Source organism: Aquibium microcysteis, assembly GCF_014495845.1.
GTDB lineage: Bacteria > Pseudomonadota > Alphaproteobacteria > Rhizobiales > Rhizobiaceae > Aquibium > Aquibium microcysteis.
This window is the reverse complement of the sequence record NZ_CP061080.1, coordinates 396,637-422,088: the sequence shown is the minus strand read 5'-3', so window position 1 is coordinate 422,088 and position 25,452 is coordinate 396,637. Positions and strand designations below refer to the sequence as shown.

The window sequence follows — 25,452 nt, the reverse complement described above, 5'->3', positions numbered from 1 at the left end:
AATCTTGGTTGCGCAGGCGGCCGAGTCCTGGTGGCTGCGCTGCTGGCGGCGCCGGCGATACCGGCGAGCGCGGTGATCGCGTCGACCGACAGTCTGGCCCAGGTCGGTTCGCAAACCACCTACGACATTCCGTCCGGGTCGCTGAGCAGGGTGCTTGCCGTCTTCGGGAGCCAGTCAGGCACGCAGGTTTCCTACGAGGCTTCGATAGCAGCCGGAAAGACGTCGCCCGGCATCAGCGGTGCGGCCACGCGCGAACAGGCGATCGTCCAGATCCTCCGCGGTTCCGGCCTCTCCTGGTCGTTCACCGACCCGACCAGCGTGGTGATAACGGATCGCGCTGCAGCGGCGCGTGACGGGGGAGCGCCTTCCGACGGTTCGCTCGTGCTCGACACGATCGACGTGACGGGCGGAGGCGAGAGCTCGGTGTACAGCCCCTACGCGACCGCAGCGCCCTCCTCCCATGTTTCCGGCGAGACCATCGAACGGTTTCGCGGGTCCAGCCCGGCCGACATGTTCCGCGGTACCCCCGGCGTCATGTCCGGCGAGGCGCGGAACGGCGCCGGCTCGATCGATCCGAACATTCGGGGCATGCAGGGGATGGGACGTGTCGCGACCACCATCGACGGTGCGGAGAACGGCGTCACCATCTATCAGGGCTATCAGGGTCTCTCCAACCGCACCTTCGTCGATCCCGACTTCATCGCCGGCATCGACATCACCAAAGGCGCGGATGCAGGGGCCTGGGGCAATGCCGGTTCCGTCGCAATGCGGACGGTCGGCGCCGACGACATCGTCAAGCCGGGTGACACCTGGGGCGTCCGGGTGAAGGGCAGCATCGGCGGCAACACCAGCGATCCTATGGCCGGCAACAGGGCAGGTTATCTGTTCAGGAATCCCCTCGGCAGCGCAAACGACCCCGCGTCCGGATACGGCTCTGCCACGGCTTCTCCGACCGGCCTGAACCGTCCCTCCTTCCTGTCTCCCACCAGCGGCTCCAGCAGCGTCGTCGGCGCCTACAAGGGCGAAGGTTTCGACCTGCTCGCCGGCTATGCGCGTCGAAGCCGGGGCAACTACCATGCCGGTACACGTGGTCCTGCCGCGCGGCCGATCGGCACGGGCCCCAGGCCTTTCTGTTACTCCGGCGGGTACTGCCCGCCCGAGTACCTCTACAGGGATGTCGTCGAAAACGAAGGACTGGCCAACTACCGCGCCGGGGAGGAAGTGCTCAACACGCAGCTCGAAACCGAATCCTGGCTCGTCAAGCTGAACGCCGACATCGGCAACGACCAGACGCTGCAGCTCGGCTACACGGGCTTCCGCAGCGAAGCCGGCGACCGTCTGGCCTCCGCTCAGGCGGGGCCCATGAGCCAGGCGATCCAGCAGAAGCAGACGACAGGCACCAGCCTCGACACCATGACGGCCCGCTACCGCTGGAATCCCGAGGACAACGACCTCGTCGACGTGAAGGCGAACGCCTACTGGTCGCATCTTGAACAGCGAAATCCGCTTCGTGCCGGCGCCTACAACAGCCCGCCGAACTCTCTGGGCCTGCGATCCGACTACCGATCGGGCTCCGACAGCGATCTCTGGGGCGCCGATGTCAGCAATCTTTCGAAATTCACCTTCGGATCCGGCGATCTCGACCTGACCTACGGTCTCTCCTACCGGGGAGAGGACACCCGCGGCAGCAACCACGCGGCCGCTCTCGAAACATGGCTCACCCCGCGCGATGCGATCCGTCACGAGATCGCGGGCTTCGCCAAAGCAAGCTACAAGCCCGCCGAACTCGACTGGCTGACCTTGAATGCCGGGCTCCGCTATTCGCACTTCTGGTCCAAGGACCGGGTCGACCCGTACAGCCGAAGCCAGATCGGGAACAACCGTGTCGTGCTCGGACACGAGATCGATGCCGGCGGCTTCAGTCCGTCCCTGGGCGTGACCGTCGAGCCGTTCGACGGAACCCAGTTCTATGTCAACTACGCCAACGCCATGCGCGCGCCCAGCATCATAGAGACGGTCTCGGCCTTCAACAGCGTCGTAGCCAACGACGCCGTCAGGCCCGAGCGCTCCAGCAACTGGGAGATCGGCGCGAATTTCAACCTCGACAGGCTGATGGGCGGGGACGACCGCGCCATGCTCAAGCTTGGCTATTTCAACTGGGACGTGAAGGACTACCTCGCTCGGAACATCATCGTCGATCCGTCCCGTCCCGGCCAGATGTCGATGAACATCGGAAACATCGATCGCGCGAAGTTCTCGGGACTGGAACTGTCCAGCCGCTATGAGATCAATGGATTCACCGCGGAACTGACGGCCAACTATTTCCTCAACGTCGAATACTGCCGAACCGCTGCGAGCTGCGGTGCGGGCACCTTGTACGGCGACTATGCCACCAATCATGTCCAGCCGAAATACACCGTCGATGTGGCACTGTCCCAGAAGCTGTTCGAGGACAGGCTCACCCTCGGCGGACGGGTGTCTTACGTCGGCCCGCGGGCGATCGGCCACGGCGACGTGACGGCACAGGGTGCCCAGCAGTTCATCGCCCCCGTTCTCTGGAAGCCCTACACCCTGGCCGACGTGTTTGCCGAGTACAAGATCAGCGACGACGTCACTGCAACGTTCAGGGTCGAGAATCTGTTCGACACGTACTATGTCGATCCCCTCGGTCTCGTCACCCAACCAGGACCCGGCCGCACCTTTTCCGCAAGCCTGACCGGCTCCTTCGGCGGCGACCAGAAGTTGCCGTCTATCCTCCCGCCGTTCTTCGGCCGCTCCTCGACCGGCACGTCCGGATCCGGCGACTGGACCGGCGCTTTCGCCGGTGTCCACGGCGCGGGAGGCGTGTCCGGCGTGTGGGGATCGACGACCGCTCTCGACGGCACGCCCGATGCCATCGCAGCCACCGAGTCGGCGAACCTGAACATGACCAGCGGGCTCTTCGGCCTGCAGGCCGGTTACAACTGGCATCTCGGGAACGGCATCGTGTTCGGCACCGAAGGTGACTGGAGCAAGAGCTGGATGAGCGGCAAGCAGAAGGCAGTCTCCACGGAGGGAGAACTGGCCACCGCAGGATCGACGCAGGCGCTGACCTACTACGACGTCGACTGGACGGCCAGTCTCCGCGGGCGTCTCGGCTATGCGTTGGGCGAGCGCTGGATGATCTACGGTACGGGAGGCGTCGCGCTTGCAGGAGAACGTCGGTCCCGCGAGCAGTACAAGCAGCCCGAAACCTGGTCTACGGAAACGGTCATCGCCTCTGTCGAACGGGAGGACAAGACCCGCGTCGGCTACATCGTGGGTGCCGGGGCGGAGTATGTTCTCAATGAGAACTGGTCCGTCGATACGAGCTATAGCTACAGCCGTTTCGGAAGCACGAATTTCGATTTCAAGTCCGCTCGCGCGGGGGCACAGACCGGCAGCTACGACAGTGTGAACGGCAGACGCGCCTCAGACAGTCTCGACCTGCATGCGATCAAGATCGGATTGAACTACCGGTTCTAAGGCGTGTCAGGAGACATGCTTTGGCCCGATCGGTCCTGCGCCCCTCCGTCTGCGAACGCCGGGCGCAGGAATGGTCCGGCCTTCTTTCGAGCCCGTCCCGCGAGGCGTATCCATGAATGAAGCTTCCCTTCTCGACGATCCATCCGCCTTGCCCCGCCCGAACCGGACGAGGGCTGCAACGGGACAGACACACGGGCGGGTGGACCCGTCGGTCACGGCGGGGAGACCGTTCGCGGACCGGATCCGCCGTGCCTCGTTCGCCGGGCCGCAGAATGCGTTCCGCCGCGAGGTCGATGCCCTCCATGAGGACGCGCCTGCCGGTCGCAGTCGGCCTGCAGGAAGACCGATGCCGGCAATCGCCGGTTTCCGCGTCCGGCGTATGGTCCGGCCCCGCGCGACCGGCGCGATCTCCCAGATCCTGGCCGCATGTCTCGTCCTGTCGGTCGCCGTTTCGGCCGCCGCGCAGGAGACCGCGCCACCCGCCTCCCCCGTATCGGCAGAAGACGTCGCGCCGCAGGTGCAGACGCCGCAGAGCCGGCGGTCCGACCCGCGGAGGGCGTTCGGGCAGGCTGCGGATCCCGACAGCGACCCGTCAGCACCTGTTTCGCATTCCCCGAGCGTCCAGGAAGCCTCGTCGGCGGCACCGGCACCGACCGACCCCGTTCCGACCGCGGGCGATCGTTCCGAACCCGCCACCGTCGATGCAGCGCCGCCACCAGCGCCGGCCCCGTCCTTTCTCGACGACACGGCAGAGGCGGCCTCCCGGTTTCTGAATGCGGAAGACCGATCCGGCTCGCCGCACGACCTGTCGCCGTGGGGCATGTTCCTGGCCGCCGACCGGGTGGTGAAGGCGGTGATGATCGGGCTTGCCCTCGCCTCACTCTGCGTCTGGACGGTGTGGGCGGCCAAGACCACGGAAATCGCCTGCGCGAAGGCGCGGGCGAAGCGGGGCGCGTCTGCGATCGCGTCGGCGTCCACCCTTGCGGATGCCGCGCGACTCGTGTCCGGGCGGGGCGGGCCGGCCGCCTTCATGGTGCGCTCGGCCGAACACGAACTGCGGCGCTCGTCCGCGGTGCTGGATCATGCCGGCAATGACGGGGTGAAGGAACGTCTGGGCGCACGGCTCGCCCGCATCGAGGCGCAGGCCGGACGACGCCTGTCACGCGGCACGGATCTTCTGGCGACGGTCGGCTCGACCGCGCCCTTCATCGGCCTGTTCGGCACGGTCTGGGGTATCATGAATTCCTTCATCGGCATCAGCCAGGCCAACACCACCAATCTCGCTGTCGTGGCGCCCGGCATTGCCGAGGCCCTGCTGGCGACGGCAATCGGTCTCGTCGCAGCCATCCCCGCCGTGATCGTCTACAACCTTTTCGCTCGCGCGATCGCCGGCTACGGTCAGTTGCTGGCGGACGCTGCATCCGGCGTCGAGCAGCTGGTCAGTCTCGACCTCGACCTGCGCAAAGTGCCGCGGCAGGCAGGCTCCCCCGTGCCTGAGCCGCATGCGGCTCCCGTACCGCCGTGCCTGGACGCGCGCCAAGCGGTCGTTCCCGCGGCGGAGTGACGTCATGGCCGGAGGCATACGCAGGAACGCCGGCTCGTTGCCGGAGGAAAACAGCGACATCAACATCGTCCCCTTCATCGACGTCATGCTGGTGCTGCTCATCATCTTCATGGTGGCGGCCCCGCTGGCGACCGTCGACATCGACGTCGATCTTCCGGCCTCGACGGGCAAGCCCGCCGAGAGACCGGACAAGCCGCTCTACCTGACGCTGAAACCGGACCTGACGCTTCATCTCGGCGAAGACGAGGTCGCGAGGGAGGATCTCGGAGCCGCCCTGGATGCCTCCACCGACGGCCAGAAGGAAAAGCGCGTGTTCCTGCGCGCCGACCGGGGCGTCGATTATGGCGACGTGATGGAACTGATGAACCTGCTCCGACAGGCGGGCTATCTGAAGATCGCACTGGTCGGCCTCGAGGCGGCGGAACGTGCGGCACCCGGCGATTCGAGGGGGCCTGCGGCTGCGCCCGCCGGCCCGGGCAACGACGAGGGGGTGCGCGTTCCGTCGACCGCGCCCGCCGGAAGCGGGCGATGAGGAGGCCTGCCTGGCAATCGAGTTCCTCGCGGACTGCCCGGCTTGCGGAACAGGCCCAATGGATGGTCGCGGCAGTGCTCGCACTCTCGGCGCATGTGGGCGCGGCCGCGTGGCTCATGCATCAGCCCCCCGTCGTCGCAGCCGACGAGGCGCCGCCGGCGGCCATCATGATCGAACTGGCGGACGAGCCGGAAGCGGTGCACACCGAGGAGAACGAGATCTCCGAGCAGATGGAGAATGCCGAGGCGAGCGCACCCGCCGAAGAGGTCGAGGCTCCGGACCCCGTGCCGGAGGAGATCGTGGAGGAACGGGTCGAGCCCGAACCGGTCGAGGACGTCGCGGAAGACGTGCCAGAGGCGGAGCCGGTCGAGCAGGATGTCGTCGCGCCGGAGGAGCAGCCGGTCGAAGAGACGGTCCGCCTTCCCGATGCGGAGGTTCCGCTTCCGACGGCGAGGCCAAGTCCGCCCGAGCCCCGCAAGGAGAAGCCGAAGCACGATCTGGTGACGAAAGAACGCCCGCGCCCGCAACGGCAGCAGGCGGCGTCGCAGACGATCCGTCAGGCTGAAGTGGAGGTCAGGCAGGGTGAACGCACCGCCGCCCGTCAGTCTGCCTCGGGTGTGTCTTCCCTTACGCCGGCGCGCTGGCAGTCACGGCTGATGGCGCATCTGGAGCGTCGAAAGACCTATCCGGCCGACGCCCGCAGACGCGGCGAACACGGCACGGTCTACGTGCGCTTCCGTATCGACGACGGAGGCAACGTCATTTCCGTCGCACTGGCTCGTTCGTCCGGATACTCTTCCCTCGACGACGAGGTGCTGTCGCTGGTTCGCCGCGCCTCGCCGGTCCCGGCGCCACCGCCCGGAGTCAACAGAACCATCACTGCTCCGGTCCGGTTCAGCGTGAGGTGACGGGCGGGCGTGGCGTTCGGGTCGGAAAAGCCGAAAGGCGGTGGGCGACCGCAACCGCGGGGGAACGGCCGGAAAGAGAACCCGCGCCAGTGCTTTCGGGTCGGCGGGAACCATTCCGGCAGCGGATCGCCGCGCGCGCGGGTACGGGACAGGGAAGCCGGCAGTCCAGGAGCCGCCGGCCGGCCTCGCTCACCTGCTGCCCGTTCGCCTACTCCGCCGCCGCGCCGTAGTCGACATTGCCGCCGCCGTAACGGCGCACGCGGACATTGGCCTGTTCGGCGTGGCCGACGAAGCCTTCCAGCATCGACAGGCGCGAGGCGTAGCGGCCGACGAGCGCGCTCGCCTCGTCGGTCATGACGCGCTGGTAGGTGCAGGTCTTCATGAACTTGCCCACCCAGAGGCCGCCGGTGTAGCGGCCGGCGCGCTTCGTCGGCAGGGTGTGATTGGTGCCGATGACCTTGTCGCCGTAGGCGACGTTGGTGCGCGGGCCGAGGAAGAGCGCGCCGTAGTTGGTCATGTTGGCGAGGAACCAGTCGGGGTCGCGCGTCATCACCTGGACGTGCTCGGAGGCGATGCGGTCGGCCTCGGCGAGCATCTCCTCCTCCGTGTCGCAGACGATCACCTCGCCATAGTCGCGCCAGGCGGCACCGGCGACGTCGGCGGTGGGCAGGACCTGGAGCAGCCGCTCGATCTCGGCCATGGTGTCGCGTGCGAGCTTTTCCGAATTGGTGAGCAGGACCGCCGGCGAAGTCGGGCCGTGCTCGGCCTGGCCGAGCAGGTCGGTCGCGCAGATCTCCCCGTCGACGCTGTCGTCGGCGATCACCAGCGTCTCGGTCGGGCCGGCGAAGAGATCGATGCCGACGCGGCCGTAGAGCTGGCGCTTGGCCTCGGCGACGAAGGCGTTGCCCGGGCCGACCAGCATGTCGACGGGTGCGATGGTCTCGGTGCCGAGCGCCATGGCGCCGATGGCCTGGACGCCGCCCAGCACGAGGATCTCGTCGGCCCCGGCGAGATGCATGGCGGCCACGATGGCCGGATGCGCGCTTCCCTTGAACGGCGGGGCGGAGGCGACGACGCGCTTCACGCCCGCGACCTTGGCGGTGAGCACGCTCATGTGAGCCGAGGCGACCATCGGATACTTGCCGCCCGGCACGTAGCAGCCGACGGCGTTGACCGGGATGTTGCGGTGGCCGAGGAAGACGCCCGGGAGGGTCTCGACCTCGATGTCCCGCAGCGCCGCCTTCTGGTGTTCGGCGAAGTTGCGCACCTGCGCCTGGGCGAAGCGGATGTCGTCGAGATCGCGCTTCGAGACGGCCGACAGCGCCCTGTCGATGTCTGCGTCGGACAGGCGGAAGCTCTCGGGCTCCCAGCGGTCGAAGGTGCGCGAGAGATCGCGCACGGCGGCGTCGCCGCGCGCCTCGATGTCGGCCAGGATGCCCTCGACGGTGGCGCGGACCTTGCCGTCGGCCTCTGCGCGCTCCTCTGCGGCCCTCGCGGTCTTGAGATGGCGGATCATGGATGTCTCCTCGAAAAGAACGAAAGCCCCGGCACGATGCGCCGGGGCGATGATGATGGGCAGGGCCCGGTTCAGCCGATGTCGCTCGCCTCGCGGCCGCGCGTCAACTGCGAGATGGTGACGGCCAGGATGAGCGCGCCGCCGTTGAACACGTTGGTCACCCAGAGCGGGATGCCAAGCATGGTGAGGCCCGTGATGCCGGTGGCGAGAAAGTAGACGGCGACGATGGCGCCCCAGGGGTTGAAGCGGCCGGGCAGGATGGTGGTGGCGCCGAGAAAGGCCGCGGCGAAAGCCGGCAGCAGGAAGTTCAGGCCGGAATAGGGATCGGCCGAACCGAGCACGCCCGCATAGAGCACGCCGGCCGCCGCCGCCAGGATTCCGGAGGTCAGCAGCGCGCCGAGCCGGACGCGGTCGACGGCGATGCCGTTGAGCCGCGCCACCTCGCGGCCGCGGCCGACGAAGAGCAGCCGACGGCCGAGCGGGGTGAAGTCGAAGACCCAGGACATGAGGATCGCGGCGACGATGGCGTAGTAGAAGGCGTAGGGCACGCCGAGGAAACGGCCGCCGACGACGGCCATGACGAGGCCGTTGTCGATGCCGCCGATGGTGGACGAATTGGTCATCCACTGCACGATGCCGGTGATCAGCGAGGTGGTGCCCAGCGTCACGACCAGCGAGGGGATGCGCACGTAGATGATGAAGAAGGCGTTGATCAGGCCGACGGCGGCACCCGCGCAGAGCGCCAGCCCGATCGCCAGCCCGATCGGCAGACCCTGCCAGACGTTGAGCACGCCGATGACGCAGGACGAGAGCGTGAGCGTGGCGCCGACCGAGAGGTCGTAGTCGCCGGCCGTCAGCGGCACGATGATGGCGAGCGCCAGCAGCGCGGCAGGCGCGTAGGAGGCGAAGAGGATCGCGAAGTTGCCCCAGTTCAGGAACGAGGTCGGCATCGCCGCGCCGAAGCCGCCGATCAGGAGCAGCCAGACGAGGATGAGCGCCACCCGTTCGAACAGGCGCGTCAGATTGGCGCCGGAGCCTGCGGCGGAGGCGGTCGTGGAGGGGGTGTCGGTCATGACGGTGTTCCGTTGACGGGCGAAGACGCGGCAGCGCGGTCGAGCGAGGCGTAGCAGGCTTCGGCGATGCTCTCCTTGGAGATCTGGTCGCCGACGAGTTCCCCGCAGACGGCGCCGCGGGCGAAGATCAGGACGCGGTCGCAGATGTCGGCGAGCTGCTCGGCGTCGGAGCTGGCGCAGAGAACCGACATGCCGCCCGCCGCCGCCTGGCGCAGCGCCGCGAAGATGTGCTGGCGGGTGCCGACGTCGACGCCCTGGGTCGGCTCGTCGAGCAGCAGCAGCCGCGGCCTGCGGTTCATCCAGCGGGCGATCAGCACCTTCTGGGCATTGCCGCCGGAGAGTGCGGACAGCTTGAGCAGCGGATCGTTGGGGCGCACCTCGAAAGCTGCGCCGAGGTCGCGCGCCTCGCGCTTCATCCGGCCGTTGCGCAGCAGGCCGCCGGTGAAGAAGCGGTCGAGGTCCGGCAGGAACATGTTGTCGACGATCGGCAGCGAATCGACGCCGCTGGCGCCCTGGCGATCGCCCGGAAGCAGCGCGAGGTCGAGGTCGATCGCCCGGCGCGGCGACAGTTCCGCGAGCGCGACGGCGGGGCCGCCGTCGAGCGCGAGCGTGCCGCCCGTGACGGGCCGGGCGCCGAAGGCGAGATAGGGCAGTTCCTCGTAGCCGGAGCCGATCAGGCCGGTCAGGCCGACGATCTCGCCCTCCCCGACCACGAGGCTGGTCGGCCGGAGCGTCCGGCTGGCGACGCCGTCGAGGCGAAGCCGCGGCTTCGGATGGGCGGAATGGGCGGACCGGACCGGCGTCGCGCGGGCGAGCTTGCGGCCGACGATCATCTCGACCATCTGCTCGTGGGTCGCCTCGGGGGTGACGAGACTGCCCGCGACGTCGCCGTCGCGCAGCACCGTGGCACGATCGGTGATGGTCATGACCTCGTCGATGTCGTGCGAGATGAACACGACGCTGGACCCGTGCGAGGCGATGCTCCGCACCAGGGTGAAGAGCTTCTCCACCCCCTCGCGCGGCAGGAAGGGCGTCGGCTCGTCGAGCAGCACGAGGCCGGGACGGCCGGTCGCCTCGCGGGCGACGCGGACCTCCTCGAAGGCGCGGACGATGGCCAGCAGCGCGCGGTCGACGGCCGAGAGCCGGTCGATGCGGCGGTCTGGATCGAGCGGCACGTCGAAGCGCGCCAGCGCCTCGCGGGCGGCACGGCGCTCGGCCGGCCAGTTGATGACGCCGCGGCCGATGGCGGTGAGATCGGAGAGGCGCAGGTTCTCCAGCACCGTCAGCGAGGGGATGAGCCCGAGATTCTGGTGGACGAAGCTCATGCCGAGCCGGCGGAAGTCGCCGGGCTTCAGCGGAAGCGCCACGGGCTCGCCGTTGAACTCCATGACGCCCCCCGGATCGGGCGCGTGGAAGCCGGCGAGGATCTTGACGAGGGTGGACTTGCCCGAGCCGTTCTTGCCGAGCAGTCCGTGGACCTCGCCGGGGGTGACCTCGAAGGACACGCCCTTCAGCGCGCGGGCGCCGCCGAAGGTCTTGGCGATCCGGTCGAGACGCAGGACCGGCGGCGCAGGCCGCGCCGCCGGGGTTTCGGATGTGGTCATGTCGGGACCTTCTCGGAGCGGGCGTCCGCTTACTTGTCGAGGCCCCAGAGCTTGCGGAAACCGGAGACGTAGGCGTCGCCGTAACCGGTGTCGAACTGCGCCGGCGTGCCGGCGTCGGCGACGTTGCTCTTGTCGAAGATGTAGAAGGGCACGTTCAGCGCCTTGGGGCTCTCCATGCCGCAGGCGTCGCGCAGGTGGCCGTCGACGGTGGCGTAGGCGATCCAGTCGAGGCTCTCGCCGATGTTCATGTCGACGAGGCCCTGGGCGATGAAGTCGAGCACGAAGGGCGTGCCGTTGAAGGTCGCGACCTTCACCTGGCCGACCTTGCCGGTGAGGCGCGTGGCCGGGACGACGAACTGCGACATCGAGTCATAGATCGGGATGATGACGTTGATGTCGGGATTGGCCTGCAGCGCCGCCTGCACGGCCGGCTGGATCTTGGTCGCCCATTCGGTGACGCCGACGTTGATCTCCTGCACGATCTTGCAGTCGGGGCAGTTGGCCGCGAGCATCTCGTCGATGCCGGCCGTCAGCGGGATGGTCGGCGGCACTTCGCGCGAGACGATGGTGAGGATGTTGGCCTTGCCGTCGGTGTTGGCGATGGCCCAGTTGGCGAGGATCTTGCCGACCTCGTTGAAGCCGATGGTGAGCGAGGACGAGACGTCCGGATGCTGCTCGAAGGACGGATCGTAGAAGTGCGAGGTCATCACCTTGACGCCCGCTTCCTTGGCCGCCTTCACCTGCGGCGCCACCGTGCCCGGATCGATGCCCGAGATCAGGTCGATGATGTCGAAGCCGTCGCGGATGGCGAATTCGAAGCCCTGCACCCACTGGCTGGGCTGGCCCTGGTTCTCCCACTCGACGACCTCGAGGCCGAGTTCGCCGCCGACCTTCTTCATGCGGTCGATGATGCCCTTCAGGAAGGGATTTGCGGAGGAATTCGGGATCGACAGCATCTTCTTGCCGGCCGCGCAGGCCTTGGCGTCGAAGGGTTCGCCGGGCGCCGTGAAGACCGGCTTGGACAGATAGGGCTCGAGGAACTTCTTCGCATTGGCAACGCCGGGAGCGTCCTGGGCGGAGGCAGCTCCGGCCCCCAGCGCGACGGAAGCCAGCATTACGAGCGGAACGAGGCGTCTCAGCATGATCTTCTCCCTTGGGGACGCGCGCCGGTTCCCCATGGCGCCGTCCGGATTATGAATACGCATGCAAATGTTGCGCATCGGCCGATCCGAGTCAATCATGATCCGCGCTCTCGACGGTTGAATCGGCAGCCGAGAGGCATTACCCATCATGACGGGAAGGGGCGGAGCGACATGATCATGCGACAGCTGAATACGGTCGAGCGATGAGCGACGGCGCAGACCTCTCCCTGCCCGGATCCGAGCCGGCGACGGGCGCGGCGCGACGGGTGCAGTCGCGGACGACGTCGTTCGACGTGGCCGCGCTGGCCGGCGTCTCGCAATCGGCGGTGTCGCGGGCCTTCACGCCGGGATCGAGCATCGCGCCGGCCAAGAGGCAGCGCATCCTGGAGGCGGCGCGCAAGCTCAACTACGTGCCGAACTCGATCGCCAGCAGCCTGACGACGAAGCGCACCAACATCGTGGCGCTGATCCTGGGCAACCTCGCCAACCCCTTCTACGTCGAGGTCCTGCGTACCTTCATCGACCGGCTGCAGGCGCAGGGCAGGCAGATCCTCACCTTCACCGTCGAGAACGGCGCCGACAGCGACGAAGCCATCCTGCGCGTGCTTCGCTATCAGGTGGACGGCGTCGTGCTGACCTCGGCGCAGCTGTCGACGCGCATGACCAGCATGTGCCACGATCGCGGCATCCCGATCGTCCTGTTCAACCGCTACATTCCCGGCAGCGATGCCTCGGGCGTGCGCTGCGACAATGCCGGCGGCGGACGGCTGATGGCCGAGGCCTTTCTGGCGGCCGGCGCGCGCAGTTTCGCCATGATCAAGGGCGATCCGAAGGGCACGACCAGCCAGGACCGCGCCCGCGGCTTCACCGAAAGATTGCTGGAAGCCGGCATTGCGCGCAGCGCGATCCGCGAGATCGAGGGCGCCTCCACCTATGATGGCGCATTCAGCGCCGTGCTCGCCGCCTATCGCCGCGAACCGGACCGGCTGCCGGACGCCATCTTCGGCATCAACGACATCATGGCGATGGGGGCGATGGACGCGCTGCGCCAGCGCATGGGGCTGAAGATCCCGCAGGACGTGATGATCGGCGGCTTCGACGACATCCCCGAAAGCCGACGCCACCCCTACCAGCTGACGACGGTGCGCCAGCCCGTGGAGAAGATGGTCGACGAGGCGCTGGCGATCCTCCATCTCGACGAGCCGGCGCTGGCGATCGAGCCCGGCATCGACCGGCAGGTGCCGGGCCGGCTGGTCTGGCGCGGGACGATCCCCAATCCGGCACTGCCGGGGGCCTGAGGCGGGACGGGGCACCGGCGGTTGCGATCCCCTCGAGGGGAGGGGGCGGCGGCGGCGAGGAAGGCCACGGCTCTGCGGACGAATTCGACCCAAAACGGCTGTTCAACCGGATCGTCCCGCCCTTGATGGATTGGGCACCGGGGCTCGCGATCCCCCTCCCCCCTGAGGGGAGGGGTAAGGGGTGGGGGTCGGCCCGCAGGGCCCACTAAGGACCAGCCCTGCACGCCCCACCGGCAACCTGACAAGTCACCCCAAGGTATCACCCAGCAGACCCCCACCCTTACCCTCCCCTCAAGGGGGAGGGGGACACCGGCGTCTGCGTTCGTCCTAGCACCTCGGGCGAAGGGCGGGATGTACGGGGTGCCCCCGGCGTTCAGGACTCGGCGCGCGGCAGACCCCCACCCCTACCTGCCGGGGCGAGCCACGCGTCTCGCCCGTCCTTCGGCCCCCCTCAAGCGGGGGGGACGCCGGCGAAGCGGCCGACGACAGGTGGGGTCGCCGGAGTGCCGCCCCGCCCTACTCCGCCGCCTGCGGAAAATACCCGAAGCTGAAGGGCTCCGGGGCGCCGCGCACGGCGCGCTGTTCGGCGCGCAGTTTCTCCGTGGCGGCGGCGTCCACCTGGTTGTCGGGCGTCAGCACGACGCCGTACTTCTCGCTCGCCGCTTCGGCCGAAACCAGGTCGTAGCGCACGTCGCGGGCGACCTGTTCGGCCGGGCGGTCGAGGGGATCGCCCCACCCGCCGGCGCCGGCGGTGCGGAAGAGGATGCGGTCGCCGGCTTCCACCGCCAGATTGTCGATCTTGGAGGGGATGCGGGTCGGCTCGGTCTCGCCCTTCTTCAGCAGCCACTTGGACGAGGTGCCGCCGTAGAGGCCGCCATTGATGCCCCAGGGCGGCACCACCTCGCGGTCGTCGTGGATCGACACCTTGCCGGTCTCCAGCACGCGATAGATCTTCTCGATGCCGGCGCCGCCGCGGTGCAGGCCGGCACCACCGGAATCGCGGATCGGCCGGTAGCCCTCGACGAGGACCGGATAGTAGTTCTCGATATATTCGATCGGGGTTGCCGAGAAGAGCGGCCACCAGGCGTGGCCGTCGAGGCCATCGCCGCGCGGGCGGCCCGGCACGCCGCCGAAGAGCAGTTCCATCAGCTGGAAATACTTCCCGTCCTTGTCGTGGCCGGTGAAGATGAAGTGCGGGCTGGTGCCGTAGCCCGCCGCCATCGACAGATGCGGCGCGCGCTGGCCGAGCGCGCCGGCCTGGCAGTCGAAGAAGCGGGTGTGGGTGTTGAGGCGGTTCGACAGCGCCGCCGGGAATTTCGGGTTGAGCAGGCTGCCCTCGGGCAGCACCACCTCGAACAGGTCGTAGAAGCCCTCGTTGAACAGCACCGAGGGATCGAAGGCCATGATCATGTAGACGCCGAAGAACAGCTTGCAGAGCCCTTCGTGGATGTGGAAGTTGATCGGGCCCGGCGCCTGCGGGTCGGTTCCCGTCCAGTCGAAGACGGCGATGTCGCCGCGGCGGTAGATCGACAGCGTCATCCTGAAGGGGCCGTTGCCGAGCCCGTCGTCGTCGACATAGTCGGTGAAGGTGACGGGCTCCTCGGAGATGTACTTGTCGATCAGCACCTTCATCGCCTCGCGGGTGCGGTCGAGCAGCATGTCGCAGGCGGTGGTGTAGGTGTCGCGGCCGAAGCGGTCGCAGAGTTCGCGCACGCGGGTGGCCGCCGTGCGGCAGCCGGCGATCAGCGCCATCAGGTCGGCGCGGTTCATGTCGGGCGTGCGCGAATTGTTGAGCATGATGTCGAGCACGCCCTTGTTGAGCACGCCCCGGTCGTAGATGCGCACCGGCGGCACGCGCAGCCCCTCCTCCCAGATCGTGTGGGCGTCGGCGGGCATCGAGCCCGGCACCTTGCCGCCGACGTCGACCATGTGGCCGAAGATCGAGGAGAAGCCGACGAGCACCTCCTCGTGGAAGATCGGCATCATCACGCACCAGTCGTTGTTGTGCGAGATCGAGCCCTTGCAGGCATAGGGATCGTTCCAGACGAAGACGTCGCCTTCGTTGATATCGCCTTCGAACTTCTCGACGATAGCGGGGATGTAGGAGCCGAACTGGCCGACGATCATGCGGCCGCGGGCGTCGCAGATCATCGGGAACTCGTCATGCTGCTCGCGGATGACGGGCGAGAGCGAGATGCGCACCACGACGCCGTCCATCTCGAAGCGGGCGTTCTTCAGCGCGTTCTCGATGATGTCGAGGGTGATGGGATCGACTTTGGTCGCCATGATGTCAGTTCCCCTTCGAAACGGGCCAGATCAGCAGGTTGCCGTGGACGTCCACCTCGGCATGGTGGCGCGGCAGGAGCACGGTGGTGGTGTCGTACTGGCGGATGATCGCCGGACCCTCGACGCGGGCGCCGACGGCGAGCCGGCTGCGGTCGACATGCGGGACGTCGATCCAGGCGCCGTCGAAATAGGCCGGCCGCGTCTCCATCACCGCGTCCTTCGGATCGGCGCCTTCCACGACCGGCGGATGCTCGTCCACCGGCGGCGTGGCGCCCGTGGCGACCACGCGCAGCGCGACGAGTTCGACCGGCACGTGGAAGCGCACGCCGTAGAGCCGCTCGTGCACGGTGTGGAAATCGTCGAGCACGGCGTCGAGCGCGCCGCCGCCGTCGACCAGTCCGGCCGGGACGTCGACGCTGACCTCGAAGCCCTGCTGCTCGTAGCGCAGGTCGAGCGAATAGGCGATGCCGCGGTCGGCCGGCTCGACCTCCTGCTCGTCCAGCCAGGAGACCGCCTTGGCGCGCAGGTCGGCGAAGAGCGACCAGACGTCGGCCGAGTCGATGCCCTTCGTGGAGCGGATGAAGGTCTGCACGAACTCGTTCTTGAACTCGGCCTCCAGGAAGCCGAGCGCCGACAGGACGCCCGGATTGGCCGGAACGACGACGGGATAGCAGCCGAGGAGTTCGGCGAGCGCATTGGCGTGCAGCGGCCCGGCGCCGCCGAAGGCGACCATGCCGAAGTCGCGCGGATCGAGCCCGCGCTGGACGGTGATGACGCGCAGCGCGCCCAGCATCACCTCGTTGGCGATGTCGAGAATGCCCTTGGCCGCGTCCTCGACCGACAGGCCGATGGCCTCGCCGATGCGGGCGACGGCGTTGCGCGCGCCTTCGACGTCGAGCGTCATGTCGCCGCCGAGCAGGACCGGCGGCAGGTAGCCGAGCACCACGTTGGCGTCGCTGACGGCAGGCTCGGTGCCGCCGCGGCCGTAGGAGACCGGTCCAGGCCGGGCGCCGGCCGAGCGCGGGCCGACACGCAGCGACTTCGTCAGGTCCGACACCTCGGCGATGGACCCGCCGCCGGCGCCGACCGAGCGGACGTCGAGCGTCGGCACCTTGGCCGGAAAATAGCCGACCTCGGTGGAGCGCGAGATGGTGGGCTCGCCGTCGATGATGACGGAGACGTCGGTGGAGGTGCCGCCCATGTCGAAGGCGAGCAGCTTGCCGAGCCCGGTGCGCCGCGCGATCATCACCGTCGAGGTGACGCCGCCGGCCGGGCCGGAAAGAACGGTGTGGACCGGCCGGTCGGAAGCCGCCTGCGCGCTCATCAGGCCGCCGTCGGAGCGCACGATGTGCAGCTTGGCCGCGACCCTCTCCTCCTTCAGGCGGTCTTCGATGCGCGACAGGTAGCGCTTCATGATCGGCCGCACGTAGTCGTTCATCACGGTGGTGATGGTGCGATCATACTCGCGGAATTCGGGCAGGATGTCGGAGGACAACGAGACCGGGATGTCGGGCCAGCGCTTCGCCACGATGTCGAGCAGGGCGCGCTCGTGGGCCGGGTTTGCATAGGAATGCATGAGCGAGATCGTCAGCGCCTCGATGCCCGAGCCGCAGAGGTCGTCGATCGCCCTGGTCGCAGCCGCGACGTCGAGTTCACGCACGACCTCGCCGCGGGCGTTGACGCGCTCGGGGATGCCGCGGGTGTCGGCGAGAGAGGCCAGCGGATCGGGCTTGTCCATCACGATCCAGCCGAACAGCGGGCCGGGCGTCCACGACTTGGCCAGATGCAGCGTGTATTCGAAGCCTTCGGTGACGAGCAGGCCGACACGGGCGCCCTTCCCTTCCAGAACGGCATTGGTGGCGACGGTGGTGCCGTGCAGGACCAGCGCGAGGTCCGAGGGCGAGATACCGGCCTTCTCGCAGATCAGCCGTACGCCCGCGGCGACTCCGATCGACTGATCCTCCGGCGTGGACGGCGTCTTGGCCTGCCACGTCCGCTGCGTCGCCTCGTCGTGCAGCAGGAGGTCCGTGAAGGTCCCCCCGACATCGACTCCCAGTCTCATGCAAACACCCTTTCGCTTCGGAACCCAGCGGAGCAAACCGCTCTTGAATGCGTATTCATTGCAGCATAGATTGCACCGGACGACATTCGCAAGAGGGTCGGCGCGCGATTCCGCGGGCTAAACCTGCGGCGTTCCGCCCCTCGCCATCCAGGGACCTTCGGCGCATGACAGGACGGACGCTCTACGACAAGGTTTGGGACAGCCACGCGGTCAAGACCTACGGCGACGGCTCGACGCTGCTCTACGTCGACCGCCACCTCGTGCAGGAGGTGTCGAGTCCCCAGGCCTTCGACGGCCTGAAGGCGATGGGCCGGCCCCTGCGCCGGCCCGACGCGCACGTGGCGGTGGCCGACCACGCGGTGCCGACGCGGATGCGCCACAAGCCGCTGCCCGACGGGCTCGCCGCACGGCAGGTGGCGCGGCTCGTCGACAATGCGAAGGCCTTCGGCGTGCCCTACATCCCGATGAACGACCGCCGGCACGGCATCGTCCACGTGATCGGTCCGGAGCTCGGCTTCACGTTGCCCGGGGCGACGCTGGTCTGCGGCGACAGCCACACCTGCACGCACGGCGCCTTCGGGGCGATCGCCTTCGGCATCGGCGCCAGCGAATGCGAGACGGTGTTCGCCACCCAGACCATCCGCCAGACCAAGCAGAAGCGCATGCGCGTCCAGCTCCTCGGCGCGCTCCGACCCGGCGTGACGGTGAAGGACATCATCCTGGCGCTGATCGCGAAGATCGGTACCGGCGGCGGCTTCGGCCACGCCATCGAATATGCAGGGCCGGCGATCGCGGCGCTCTCCATGGAGGCGCGCATGACGCTCTGCAACATGTCGATCGAGGCCGGCAGCCGGGTGGGCATGGTGGCGCCCGACGAGACCACCTTCGCCTATCTGAAGGGCCGGCCGCTGGCACCGACGGGCGCGCTGTGGGAGCGCGCGGTGGCGGAATGGCGCACGCTCGCCAGCGACGCCGACGCCGTGTTCGACCGCGAGGTGGAGCTCGACGTCTCGGCGATCGCGCCGCACGTCTCCTGGGGCACGACGCCGGAGGAGACGCTGCCGGTGACGGGCGCCGTGCCCGACCCCGCCGCCGAGGCCGACCCGGCGCGGCGCGCGCGGCTGCAGAAGAGCCTCGACTACATGGGGCTCACCCCCGGCATGCCGCTCACGCAGATCGCCATCGACCGGGTGTTCATCGGCTCGTGCACCAACGGCCGCATCGAGGACCTGCGGCGGGCCGCCGGCGTGCTGTCGGGCCGCAGCGTCGCGCCCGGCGTGCAGGCCATCGTGGTGCCGGGCTCGGCCGGCGTGCGCATCCAGGCCGAGGCCGAAGGGCTCGACCGCATCTTCCGCGACGCCGGCTTCGAGTGGCGGGCCTCCGGCTGCTCGATGTGCGTGGCGATGAACGACGACCGGCTCTCCGAGGGCGAGCGCTGCGCCTCCACCTCCAACCGCAATTTCGAAGGCCGCCAGGGCAAGGGCGGTCGCACGCACCTGATGAGCCCCGAAATGGCGGCGGCCGCGGCCGTGGCCGGGCGGCTCGCCGACGTGCGCGACCTCAGGAGCTGACGATGGACAAGTTCACCACGCTCACCAGCATCGCCGCCCCCCTGCCCGAGACGCATCTCGACACCGACGTGATCTTCCCCGCCCGCTTCCTGCTCCTGCCGGACAAGAAGGGGCTGGGCGAACAGCTGTTCAACGAGCGCCGCACCAACCGCGACGGCAAGGGCGAGGCCCCGCGCTTCGTGCTCGACACGCCGCCGTGGAACGAGGCCCGCATCCTCGTCACCGGCCGCGCCTTCGGCACCGGCTCCAGCCGCGAGCAGGCGGTGTGGTCGCTCGCCGACTTCGGCATCCGCTGCGTGATCGCGCCGAGCTTCGGCGAAATCTTCTTTTCCAACTGCTTCAAGAACGGCGTGCTGCCGATCGTGCTCGACGAGGCCGCGCATGCGTCGGTGATGGCCGAGGCCGACGCCGCGCGGCCGCTGACGATCGACCTCGAGGCGCAGGAGATCCGCTTCCAGGACGGCCGCACGCTGCCCTTCGCCATCGACCCGCACCGCAGGCGCACGCTCATCGAGGGCCTCGACGAGATCGGCCTGATCCTCGCCGACGACCTCGCCGAGATTTCGGATTTCGAGGCCCGGCAGCGGCAGGAGCGTCCCTGGCTGCACCTGACGCGGGACCAGCTGGCATATCTCGACGACGTGGGGGAGGAACTGCGGTAGGGGCGCGACCGAACACCCCTCCGCTTGCGGCTCAGCCTCCCGCCACCGGAAAGCATGACTGTCCCGTCATGACGATGTCTTCCGGGAAGACGAAGCCGACGGGCGAGAGGAACCTGTAGGACACGGTCACGACGGCGAAGCCGCCGATGCCCGCGCAGGTGCCCTCCCCGTCGATCTCGACCAGATCCGGATCGAGAAGGACGCCGAGCCCTCGCGCGGCGGCGACGGCGTAGGTGCGGGCCTGCGCCGCGTCGAAGGTCCCGCCGGGCGCGCATTCCGGCTGGGCAATGCCGATGCACCGGGCGACCGAGGTGGCCACGTCCTTGACGGCCTGGCTGGTCCAGTAGGCCCTCCCGCCTTCGATGCTTCCGAACAGCAGCGCGAACATCGGCAGCGCCAGGATGGCGACCTCCACCGCGCTGGACCCGGCACGGCAGGCGAGGAAGCGGCGCAGCGCGCGTCTCACGGCACGCTCACGGTGGAATCGACGGTGATGGAATCGCCCGACGAGACCAGGAGGAGGCCGCCGAACTTCGGTTCGAAACTGCGCGACACGACGATCTGCACGTACCGGGATGCGTAGCCGCCCGTCCCGCAGGGCCGGCCGCATTCGAGCGCGCTTCCGAACGACATGGCGGTGCCCGACGGCGTGGCGCAGAAGCACCGGGCAGCGGATGCGGCACTCCCTTCGGTCGAGAAGCGTCCGTCCCGGTTGACCACCGTGAGGTCGCCGTTGACGATGACGCGCACGACCCCGCCGCCGGGAAGGCGGTTCGCGGCGACTGCGGCGGTCTGGCGCGCGACCTCTTCGGGAGCTTCCGCCACGCGGCCCGCATTGACCAGGAGGAAATTCGAGCCCGCCGACACGGCGGAGCTGACGTCGGACCGGGAGACCAGCAGATCGCCGACGTCGGCTATTCCTGCCATGATGACGATGAGCACCGGTGCGATCAGCGCGAACTCCACGCTGGACAGGCCCGCCTCGGCGTCGCGGGCGCGGGCGAGGCAGCGCCGCAGCCGCGCGCGCAGGGATTCCGCCATGCCGCTCACCGGACGATCCTCACGGCCACGGTTTCCTGCGCGCCTCCGCTCTCTGCGCTCATCTCGCAGTTCGACGCTCCGGTGGTTCCGCCCGTCAGCGTGACCCGCGAGGCCACCACCTGGAAGCAGCCGCCCGTGCCGCCGCCGACGCCTGCACCGCCGGACATCTCCAGCGGGCCGTTCGGAAAGTAGAAGGCACCGGAGATCCGCGCGCTCGCGGCGCCGGCGGCGAACGAAGCGCCGGTGGTCGTGGCGGAGGTCTGCGGACCGATCAGCGCGACGTTGGCATTCGCGCCCGTCGTCGGCGCCGACAGCGTGACGTTTCTGTAACCGGCCGTCGCGCAGAAGGCGGCGTCGCCGCACGATCCCGACGACTTCACGCCCTTGCCGGAGACGACCAGGGTGACGTCCTGGCCGAGCAGGCTCACCTCCTGTCCGAAGCAGGTCACGCCGCCGCCGCCCGACGCACCGAGCTGGAAGCCGCCGTTCACCGTCCACGTGCCCGCGCCGAGGCGGCTGCCGCCCGAGAGCGACATCTGGCCGTCGACGTCGCTGTGCGCGGCGCGGCCGAACCACGCGCAGGAGCCGCCGGCCGTCTTCACGTCGCCCTTGATCCGGAACCCGTCGGCCGCCGAGACGTCGCCCGTCCTCAGACGGCTGCTTCCTTCCAGGGCCACCGCCGTGCCGCCGCTGTTGCCGATGTGGTAGGCGTTGCCGCTGCCGCCGCCGAGTTCCACCCTGGTGCTGCCCTCGATGCGAAGGCCGTATCCGAGGTTGAACATCGAGGCGTCCCCGAAGACGAGGCTCCCACTTCCCTGCACGCAGATGCTCGGCTGGCTGCCGCCGCAGGTGAACTTGCCGTTGCCGATCAGGAAGCTTCCCGCGCCGAAGGTGACCGACGCCGACCCCTGGACCCGCAGCCCCTGGCGGATGGTCCAGTTGCCGCCGCCGAACCTGAACTCGCCCGACGAGCCCGTCTCGATGCCGCCGTTGACGTAATAGGTCCGCCCCTTCCCGTTGGGATCGACGTCGAGGGTGACGCCTCCCGCCACGGTGATGTTCCCGAACCGGATCTCCTGCCCGGACGAGACGCCGGAACAGTCGACGGTCCACCGCGGCGCGTTCCAGGCCGCGCTGCAGCCGATGGGCATCTTCGCCTTCACTGCCGCGACGGTGGTCTGGTTCCACCCGCCCTCGAAATGCACGTCCGTGCCACTCTTGACCGAGGGCACCGGCGGCCACTGCATCGCGTTCACGGAGGCCACGCGGGCCCATGCGGCCGCGATGCCCGTATGGCCGGCGAGCGGATCGGTGACGGACTGGCGGGCGACCGTTTCCCGGACGTTGGTGTCCCATCTGCAATTGTCGAGGGTGGATCCGTAGGTGACCTTCAGCGCCGAAACCCGGGTGCCGCAGGGCACGACCACGGCGGCATTGGAGGCGATGGCGCAATCCGGCGCGTTGAGCGTGGTTCCGCCGGAGAGCGTGATGCCGGACTGCGCGGCATCGAGCGCCACGATGCAGCCGCCCCCCTCCTCCCGCGCCGGACTGCCGAGGATGGCGGTGGACCCGGCAAGCACTGGAATGGCGATCACGTCGCTCAGGATTGCCGACAGAAAGGCCGGCTGGACGCCCGCCACGTCGACCCGGACGGCGAGGGCGTCAGGGTCGAGCGGCGAGGCGACGAGGCTGACCTCGGCCTGCTGCGGGTCGCCGCCGTTGAGGGCCACCACAGCGAGGGCCGCCGCGCGCATGCGCTCTTCGGACTGCTCGCGCGCATAGGCGACCGCGCCGGCATAGGCCGCGAGATCGGACATGCGCTGGTTCTGCGCCCGCAGGCCGACGGCCGAGCCGTACTCGACCGCAAGCCCCGCGCAGCCGATGACGACAGGCATCGACAGGGCCGACAGCACGAGCATGTTGCCCGACGCATCGGCCGCAAACCGCTTCAATACCCTGCCCATCGGCCCGACCAAAGTCACCACGACCCCTTTCCCGCCGCTTTGCCGCGACAACGCCAAACCGCTCTTTTCGCAGCGGTTTTCCTTTACACGACGGCTTCATACACCCCTGGCTATGAACTTCCGGTTGCAGGGAGTGGTTAGAAAAGTGGAAATGGCGGGAGCGGGCGGCGGGGGGGGAACGTCGTCCGAAGACACTGAGATTGTCGTGCCGCACCGGGCTCCTGCCTTCCAATCCCGCACAGTGCTGGAAGCTGTCCAACCGGAGCAGGCGGGTGCGTCGCTTCGGTTGAGCCAGTTGGATCGGTCGCAGGCTTGACCGGAGAAGCCCTGGATAGCGTAATCCTTCGTCTTCGGGACGTTGCGCGAGGCTTCTGGTATGACGGCATCGCTTCCGAGAGCCGGTCGCGGTTCGGCTTCGCGGCGTGTCATTCCTCGCTGAAGAAGTCCTCGTCCAGCCGCTGGATGTCGATGCGGCTGTGCAGCCGGGTGCCGACGCCGTGCTCGATCATCAGGGCCGTCAGCCGCTCGCCGTCGATCAGGATCACCCGCTGCGGCAGGTTTCGCGCATAGTCGACGGCGGCCTTCGTGAAGCTCGACGTCGTGACGAAGACGCCCTTGCCGGCGCCGAAGCCGACGAGCGAACCGACGAAGCCCTGCACGTCCGGGCGGCTGATCGCGTTGCCTCCGGCAAGGCGCTTGGCCTGGACGTAGATCCGGTCGAGGCCGAGGCGATCCTCGTTGATGACGCCGTCGACGCCGCCGTCGCCCGAACGGCCGAGCTGCTCGGCGGCGTTCCTGTGGCCGCCGCCATAGCCCATCGCGACCAGAAGCTCGACGATGAGGCGTTCGAAGAAGGCCGGGGAGTTGTCACGGATTCGCTCCAGAAGGTCCGCACGAAGGGAAGCGTTGAGCGCGCGGTACGCCGCCTCGATCTGCTCTTCCGGCGTCGCCTCCGGCGCCTTGTCGGCCCGCGTCTCGACCGGCGGGACGGCGGCGCCTTCCGCCTCAGCTGCTTCCTTCTGGTAGAAGGCGCGGAACGCCGGATAGGTGAGCAGGAACTCGGTGTCGAGGCGATCGGGCGGGGAGGCCAGAAGCGCGCGCCCGGTTTCGGTGGCGACGAACCGTCCGCGAGACGGCGAGGCGATCAGCCCCGCCTTCGACATGTAGAACTTCGCCCAGTGGATGCGGTTGTGCAGCACGCGCTGCCGTCCGCTCGGCAGTAACTCCTCGCGTTCCTCGGCCGAGAGGTCGAATTCGTCGGCGATCCGCTCGGCGGCGTCGGGCACGCGCTGCTCGCCGGCAGCGGCGTGGCGCAGAACGGGGAGCATGAGGGCCTGATAGTCCGGGATCGTCATTCGGTCCTCACCCTCGATCGACGTCCTGGACGAACGCCAGGAGGCGGCGGAACTCCGCGTCCAGAGTATCGCTTTTCCACCGGGTCACGAAGTGGCAGACGATGACGTCCCCACCAGCATGCTTACCCTCGCCCGTGCCGGAACGATGGCACAGCTCGCAGAACCAGGCAAACAACGGCTGCTGCGCCCAGCGCGACGATCGACAGAATTCGGAACCTCATCGAGCGCCGATGCTGGCACGGATCGTGTGGCTGGTGCCCCCGGCAGGGATCGAACCCGCGACCTTCGGTTTACAAAACCGCTGCTCTACCAGCTGAGCTACAAGGGCATGGGCGCTGGTTAGCACAATCGGCGCGGCAGTAAAGGCCCTTGCGGCGCGTCGAGCCGGGCGGATCGCGGCTTTCCCGCCTCCGCCCGCCATGCTACCCCGCCCCGGCGGCCCGTTGCGGGCGGCGGGTGGAGAGATCATGGACGCAACGCTGCCGACCCTGGCGTTCATCGCTTCGGAGACCGAGCAGGCCCAGGAGGCCGCGCGCCGGCTTTCGGCGCTCTACGGCCAGGAGCGGCCGGAGGAGGCCGACGTCATCGTGGCGCTCGGCGGCGACGGCTTCATGCTGCAGACGCTGCACGCCAACATGAATGCCGGCTGCAAGATCTACGGCATGAACCAGGGCACCGTCGGCTTCCTGATGAACGAATACCGCGAGGCCGGCCTGCGCGAGCGGGTGGCGGCGGCGATCGCCGAGACGATCCGGCCGCTGCGGATGCGGGCGATCACGGCCGACGGCGCGGAGGTCGACGCGCTGGCGATCAACGAGGTGTCGCTTCTGCGGCAATCCTACCAGGCAGCCAAGCTGCGCATCACCATCGACGACCACGTGCGGCTCGACGAACTGATCTGCGACGGCGTGATGGTGGCGACGCCGGCGGGTTCCACGGCCTACAATCTCTCGGCGCAGGGACCGATCCTGCCGCTCGACGCGCCGCTTCTGGCGCTCACCCCGGTGAGCGCGTTCCGGCCGCGGCGCTGGCGCGGGGCCCTGATCCCCAACCGCTCGACGGTGCGCTTCGACGTGCTGGAAGCCGGCAAGCGGCCGGTCAACGCGGTGGCCGACCATACCGAGGTGAAGTCGGTGATCTCGGTGACCATCCGCGAGACATCCGACGCGACGGCGACGATCCTGTTCGACGCCAGCCACTCCTGGGACGAGCGCATCCTGGCCGAGCAGTTCCGCTACTGAGGCGGGAGCGGAGCGCCCGGCTGCAAGCGCCGCCGGCCGCCACCCGGGGCGCGCGGGCGGGGAACGCCGGGCGCCATGCGGGCCGGTCGAGCGCCGGAAGCGGACGGCCGAAGCGGCGGACGGAACCCC

General features: G+C 68.7%; 18 protein-coding genes and 1 tRNA gene. 8 read left to right on the top strand and 11 right to left on the bottom strand.

Translation table 11 applies throughout. The features are described 5' to 3' along the window. The first annotated feature begins 30 nt into the window (after positions 1-30). The 4 genes from IAI54_RS01985 (at position 31) to IAI54_RS01970 (ending at position 6,508) form a co-directional block, all read left to right on the top strand. A complete protein-coding gene (locus IAI54_RS01985) occupies positions 31-3,504 on the top strand; it encodes a TonB-dependent receptor domain-containing protein (protein ID WP_235679224.1) in 3,474 nt (1,157 codons plus the stop codon). 346 nt (positions 3,505-3,850) lie between these two features. Then, the gene (gene exbB, locus IAI54_RS01980; RefSeq protein ID WP_235679223.1) at positions 3,851-5,068 is read left to right on the top strand and encodes a tonB-system energizer ExbB; all 1,218 of its coding nucleotides are present in this window, start codon (positions 3,851-3,853) and stop codon (positions 5,066-5,068) included. 4 nt (positions 5,069-5,072) lie between these two features. Next, complete coding sequence (gene exbD, locus IAI54_RS01975; protein ID WP_187970763.1) at positions 5,073-5,600, top strand: TonB system transport protein ExbD; 528 nt, start codon at positions 5,073-5,075, stop codon at positions 5,598-5,600. Between the two features lie 62 nt (positions 5,601-5,662). Continuing rightward, positions 5,663-6,508 carry an energy transducer TonB gene (locus tag IAI54_RS01970; RefSeq protein ID WP_235679222.1) on the top strand — a complete coding sequence of 282 codons (846 nt, stop codon included), beginning with the start codon at positions 5,663-5,665 and terminating at the stop codon, positions 6,506-6,508. A gap of 208 nt (positions 6,509-6,716) precedes the next feature. Here IAI54_RS01970 and hisD read toward each other — a convergent pair whose 3' ends face one another. From hisD to IAI54_RS01950, 4 genes are all read right to left on the bottom strand, one after another. Next, positions 6,717-8,024, bottom strand: coding sequence for a histidinol dehydrogenase (gene hisD, locus IAI54_RS01965; RefSeq protein ID WP_187970761.1), 1,308 nt, complete (start codon positions 8,022-8,024; stop codon positions 6,717-6,719). 71 nt (positions 8,025-8,095) lie between these two features. Then, on the bottom strand, positions 8,096-9,097 hold the full coding sequence (locus tag IAI54_RS01960) for an ABC transporter permease (protein ID WP_187970760.1): 1,002 nt from the start codon (positions 9,095-9,097) through the stop codon (positions 8,096-8,098). Further along, entirely contained in the window at positions 9,094-10,701 is a 1,608-nt protein-coding gene (locus IAI54_RS01955; RefSeq protein ID WP_187970759.1) for a sugar ABC transporter ATP-binding protein, read from the bottom strand. Before IAI54_RS01955 ends, IAI54_RS01960 begins: the two co-directional genes overlap by 4 nt. A 29-nt stretch (positions 10,702-10,730) precedes the next feature. Next, on the bottom strand, positions 10,731-11,843 hold the full coding sequence (locus tag IAI54_RS01950) for a sugar ABC transporter substrate-binding protein (RefSeq protein WP_187970758.1): 1,113 nt from the start codon (positions 11,841-11,843) through the stop codon (positions 10,731-10,733). A gap of 203 nt (positions 11,844-12,046) precedes the next feature. On the opposite strand from IAI54_RS01950, the gene IAI54_RS01945 reads away from it, so the two are divergent. Next, a complete protein-coding gene (locus tag IAI54_RS01945) occupies positions 12,047-13,141 on the top strand; it encodes a LacI family DNA-binding transcriptional regulator (protein ID WP_187970757.1) in 1,095 nt (364 codons plus the stop codon). Positions 13,142-13,657: 516 nt separating this feature from the next. Here IAI54_RS01945 and IAI54_RS01940 read toward each other — a convergent pair. Beyond that, entirely contained in the window at positions 13,658-15,427 is a 1,770-nt protein-coding gene (locus IAI54_RS01940) for a hydantoinase B/oxoprolinase family protein (RefSeq protein ID WP_187970756.1), read from the bottom strand. A gap of 4 nt (positions 15,428-15,431) precedes the next feature. Next, positions 15,432-17,489 (bottom strand): hydantoinase/oxoprolinase family protein, encoded by a 2,058-nt coding sequence (locus IAI54_RS01935; RefSeq protein WP_187970755.1) that lies wholly within the window; start codon positions 17,487-17,489, stop codon positions 15,432-15,434. Positions 17,490-17,653: 164 nt separating this feature from the next. On the opposite strand from IAI54_RS01935, the gene leuC reads away from it, so the two are divergent. Together leuC and leuD are read left to right on the top strand one after the other, a co-directional pair. After that, entirely contained in the window at positions 17,654-19,060 is a 1,407-nt protein-coding gene (gene leuC / locus IAI54_RS01930) for a 3-isopropylmalate dehydratase large subunit (protein ID WP_187970754.1), read from the top strand. A 2-nt stretch (positions 19,061-19,062) separates the two neighbouring features. Next, complete coding sequence (leuD, locus tag IAI54_RS01925; RefSeq protein WP_187970753.1) at positions 19,063-19,722, top strand: 3-isopropylmalate dehydratase small subunit; 660 nt, start codon at positions 19,063-19,065, stop codon at positions 19,720-19,722. A gap of 31 nt (positions 19,723-19,753) precedes the next feature. Here the strand turns inward: leuD and IAI54_RS01920 are convergent, their stop codons facing one another. The 5 genes from IAI54_RS01920 to IAI54_RS01900 all read right to left on the bottom strand — a co-directional run bounded on the left by IAI54_RS01920 (position 19,754) and on the right by IAI54_RS01900 (position 24,410). After that, positions 19,754-20,188 carry a TadE/TadG family type IV pilus assembly protein gene (locus IAI54_RS01920; protein WP_187970752.1) on the bottom strand — a complete coding sequence of 145 codons (435 nt, stop codon included), beginning with the start codon at positions 20,186-20,188 and terminating at the stop codon, positions 19,754-19,756. Next, entirely contained in the window at positions 20,185-20,763 is a 579-nt protein-coding gene (locus IAI54_RS01915; protein ID WP_187970751.1) for a TadE/TadG family type IV pilus assembly protein, read from the bottom strand. The genes IAI54_RS01920 and IAI54_RS01915 overlap by 4 nt, the downstream gene beginning before the upstream one ends. Before the next feature lie 5 nt (positions 20,764-20,768). After that, positions 20,769-22,748 carry a pilus assembly protein TadG-related protein gene (locus IAI54_RS01910; RefSeq protein ID WP_187970750.1) on the bottom strand — a complete coding sequence of 660 codons (1,980 nt, stop codon included), beginning with the start codon at positions 22,746-22,748 and terminating at the stop codon, positions 20,769-20,771. A gap of 404 nt (positions 22,749-23,152) precedes the next feature. Beyond that, positions 23,153-24,082, bottom strand: coding sequence for a restriction endonuclease (locus IAI54_RS01905; RefSeq protein WP_187970749.1), 930 nt, complete (start codon positions 24,080-24,082; stop codon positions 23,153-23,155). A gap of 252 nt (positions 24,083-24,334) precedes the next feature. Continuing rightward, positions 24,335-24,410, bottom strand: a tRNA-Thr gene (locus IAI54_RS01900). A 139-nt stretch (positions 24,411-24,549) separates the two neighbouring features. On the opposite strand from IAI54_RS01900, the gene IAI54_RS01895 reads away from it, so the two are divergent. Beyond that, positions 24,550-25,323, top strand: a complete 774-nt coding sequence (locus IAI54_RS01895; protein WP_187970748.1) for an NAD kinase — start codon at positions 24,550-24,552, stop codon at positions 25,321-25,323. The last annotated feature ends 129 nt before the right edge of the window (positions 25,324-25,452 follow it).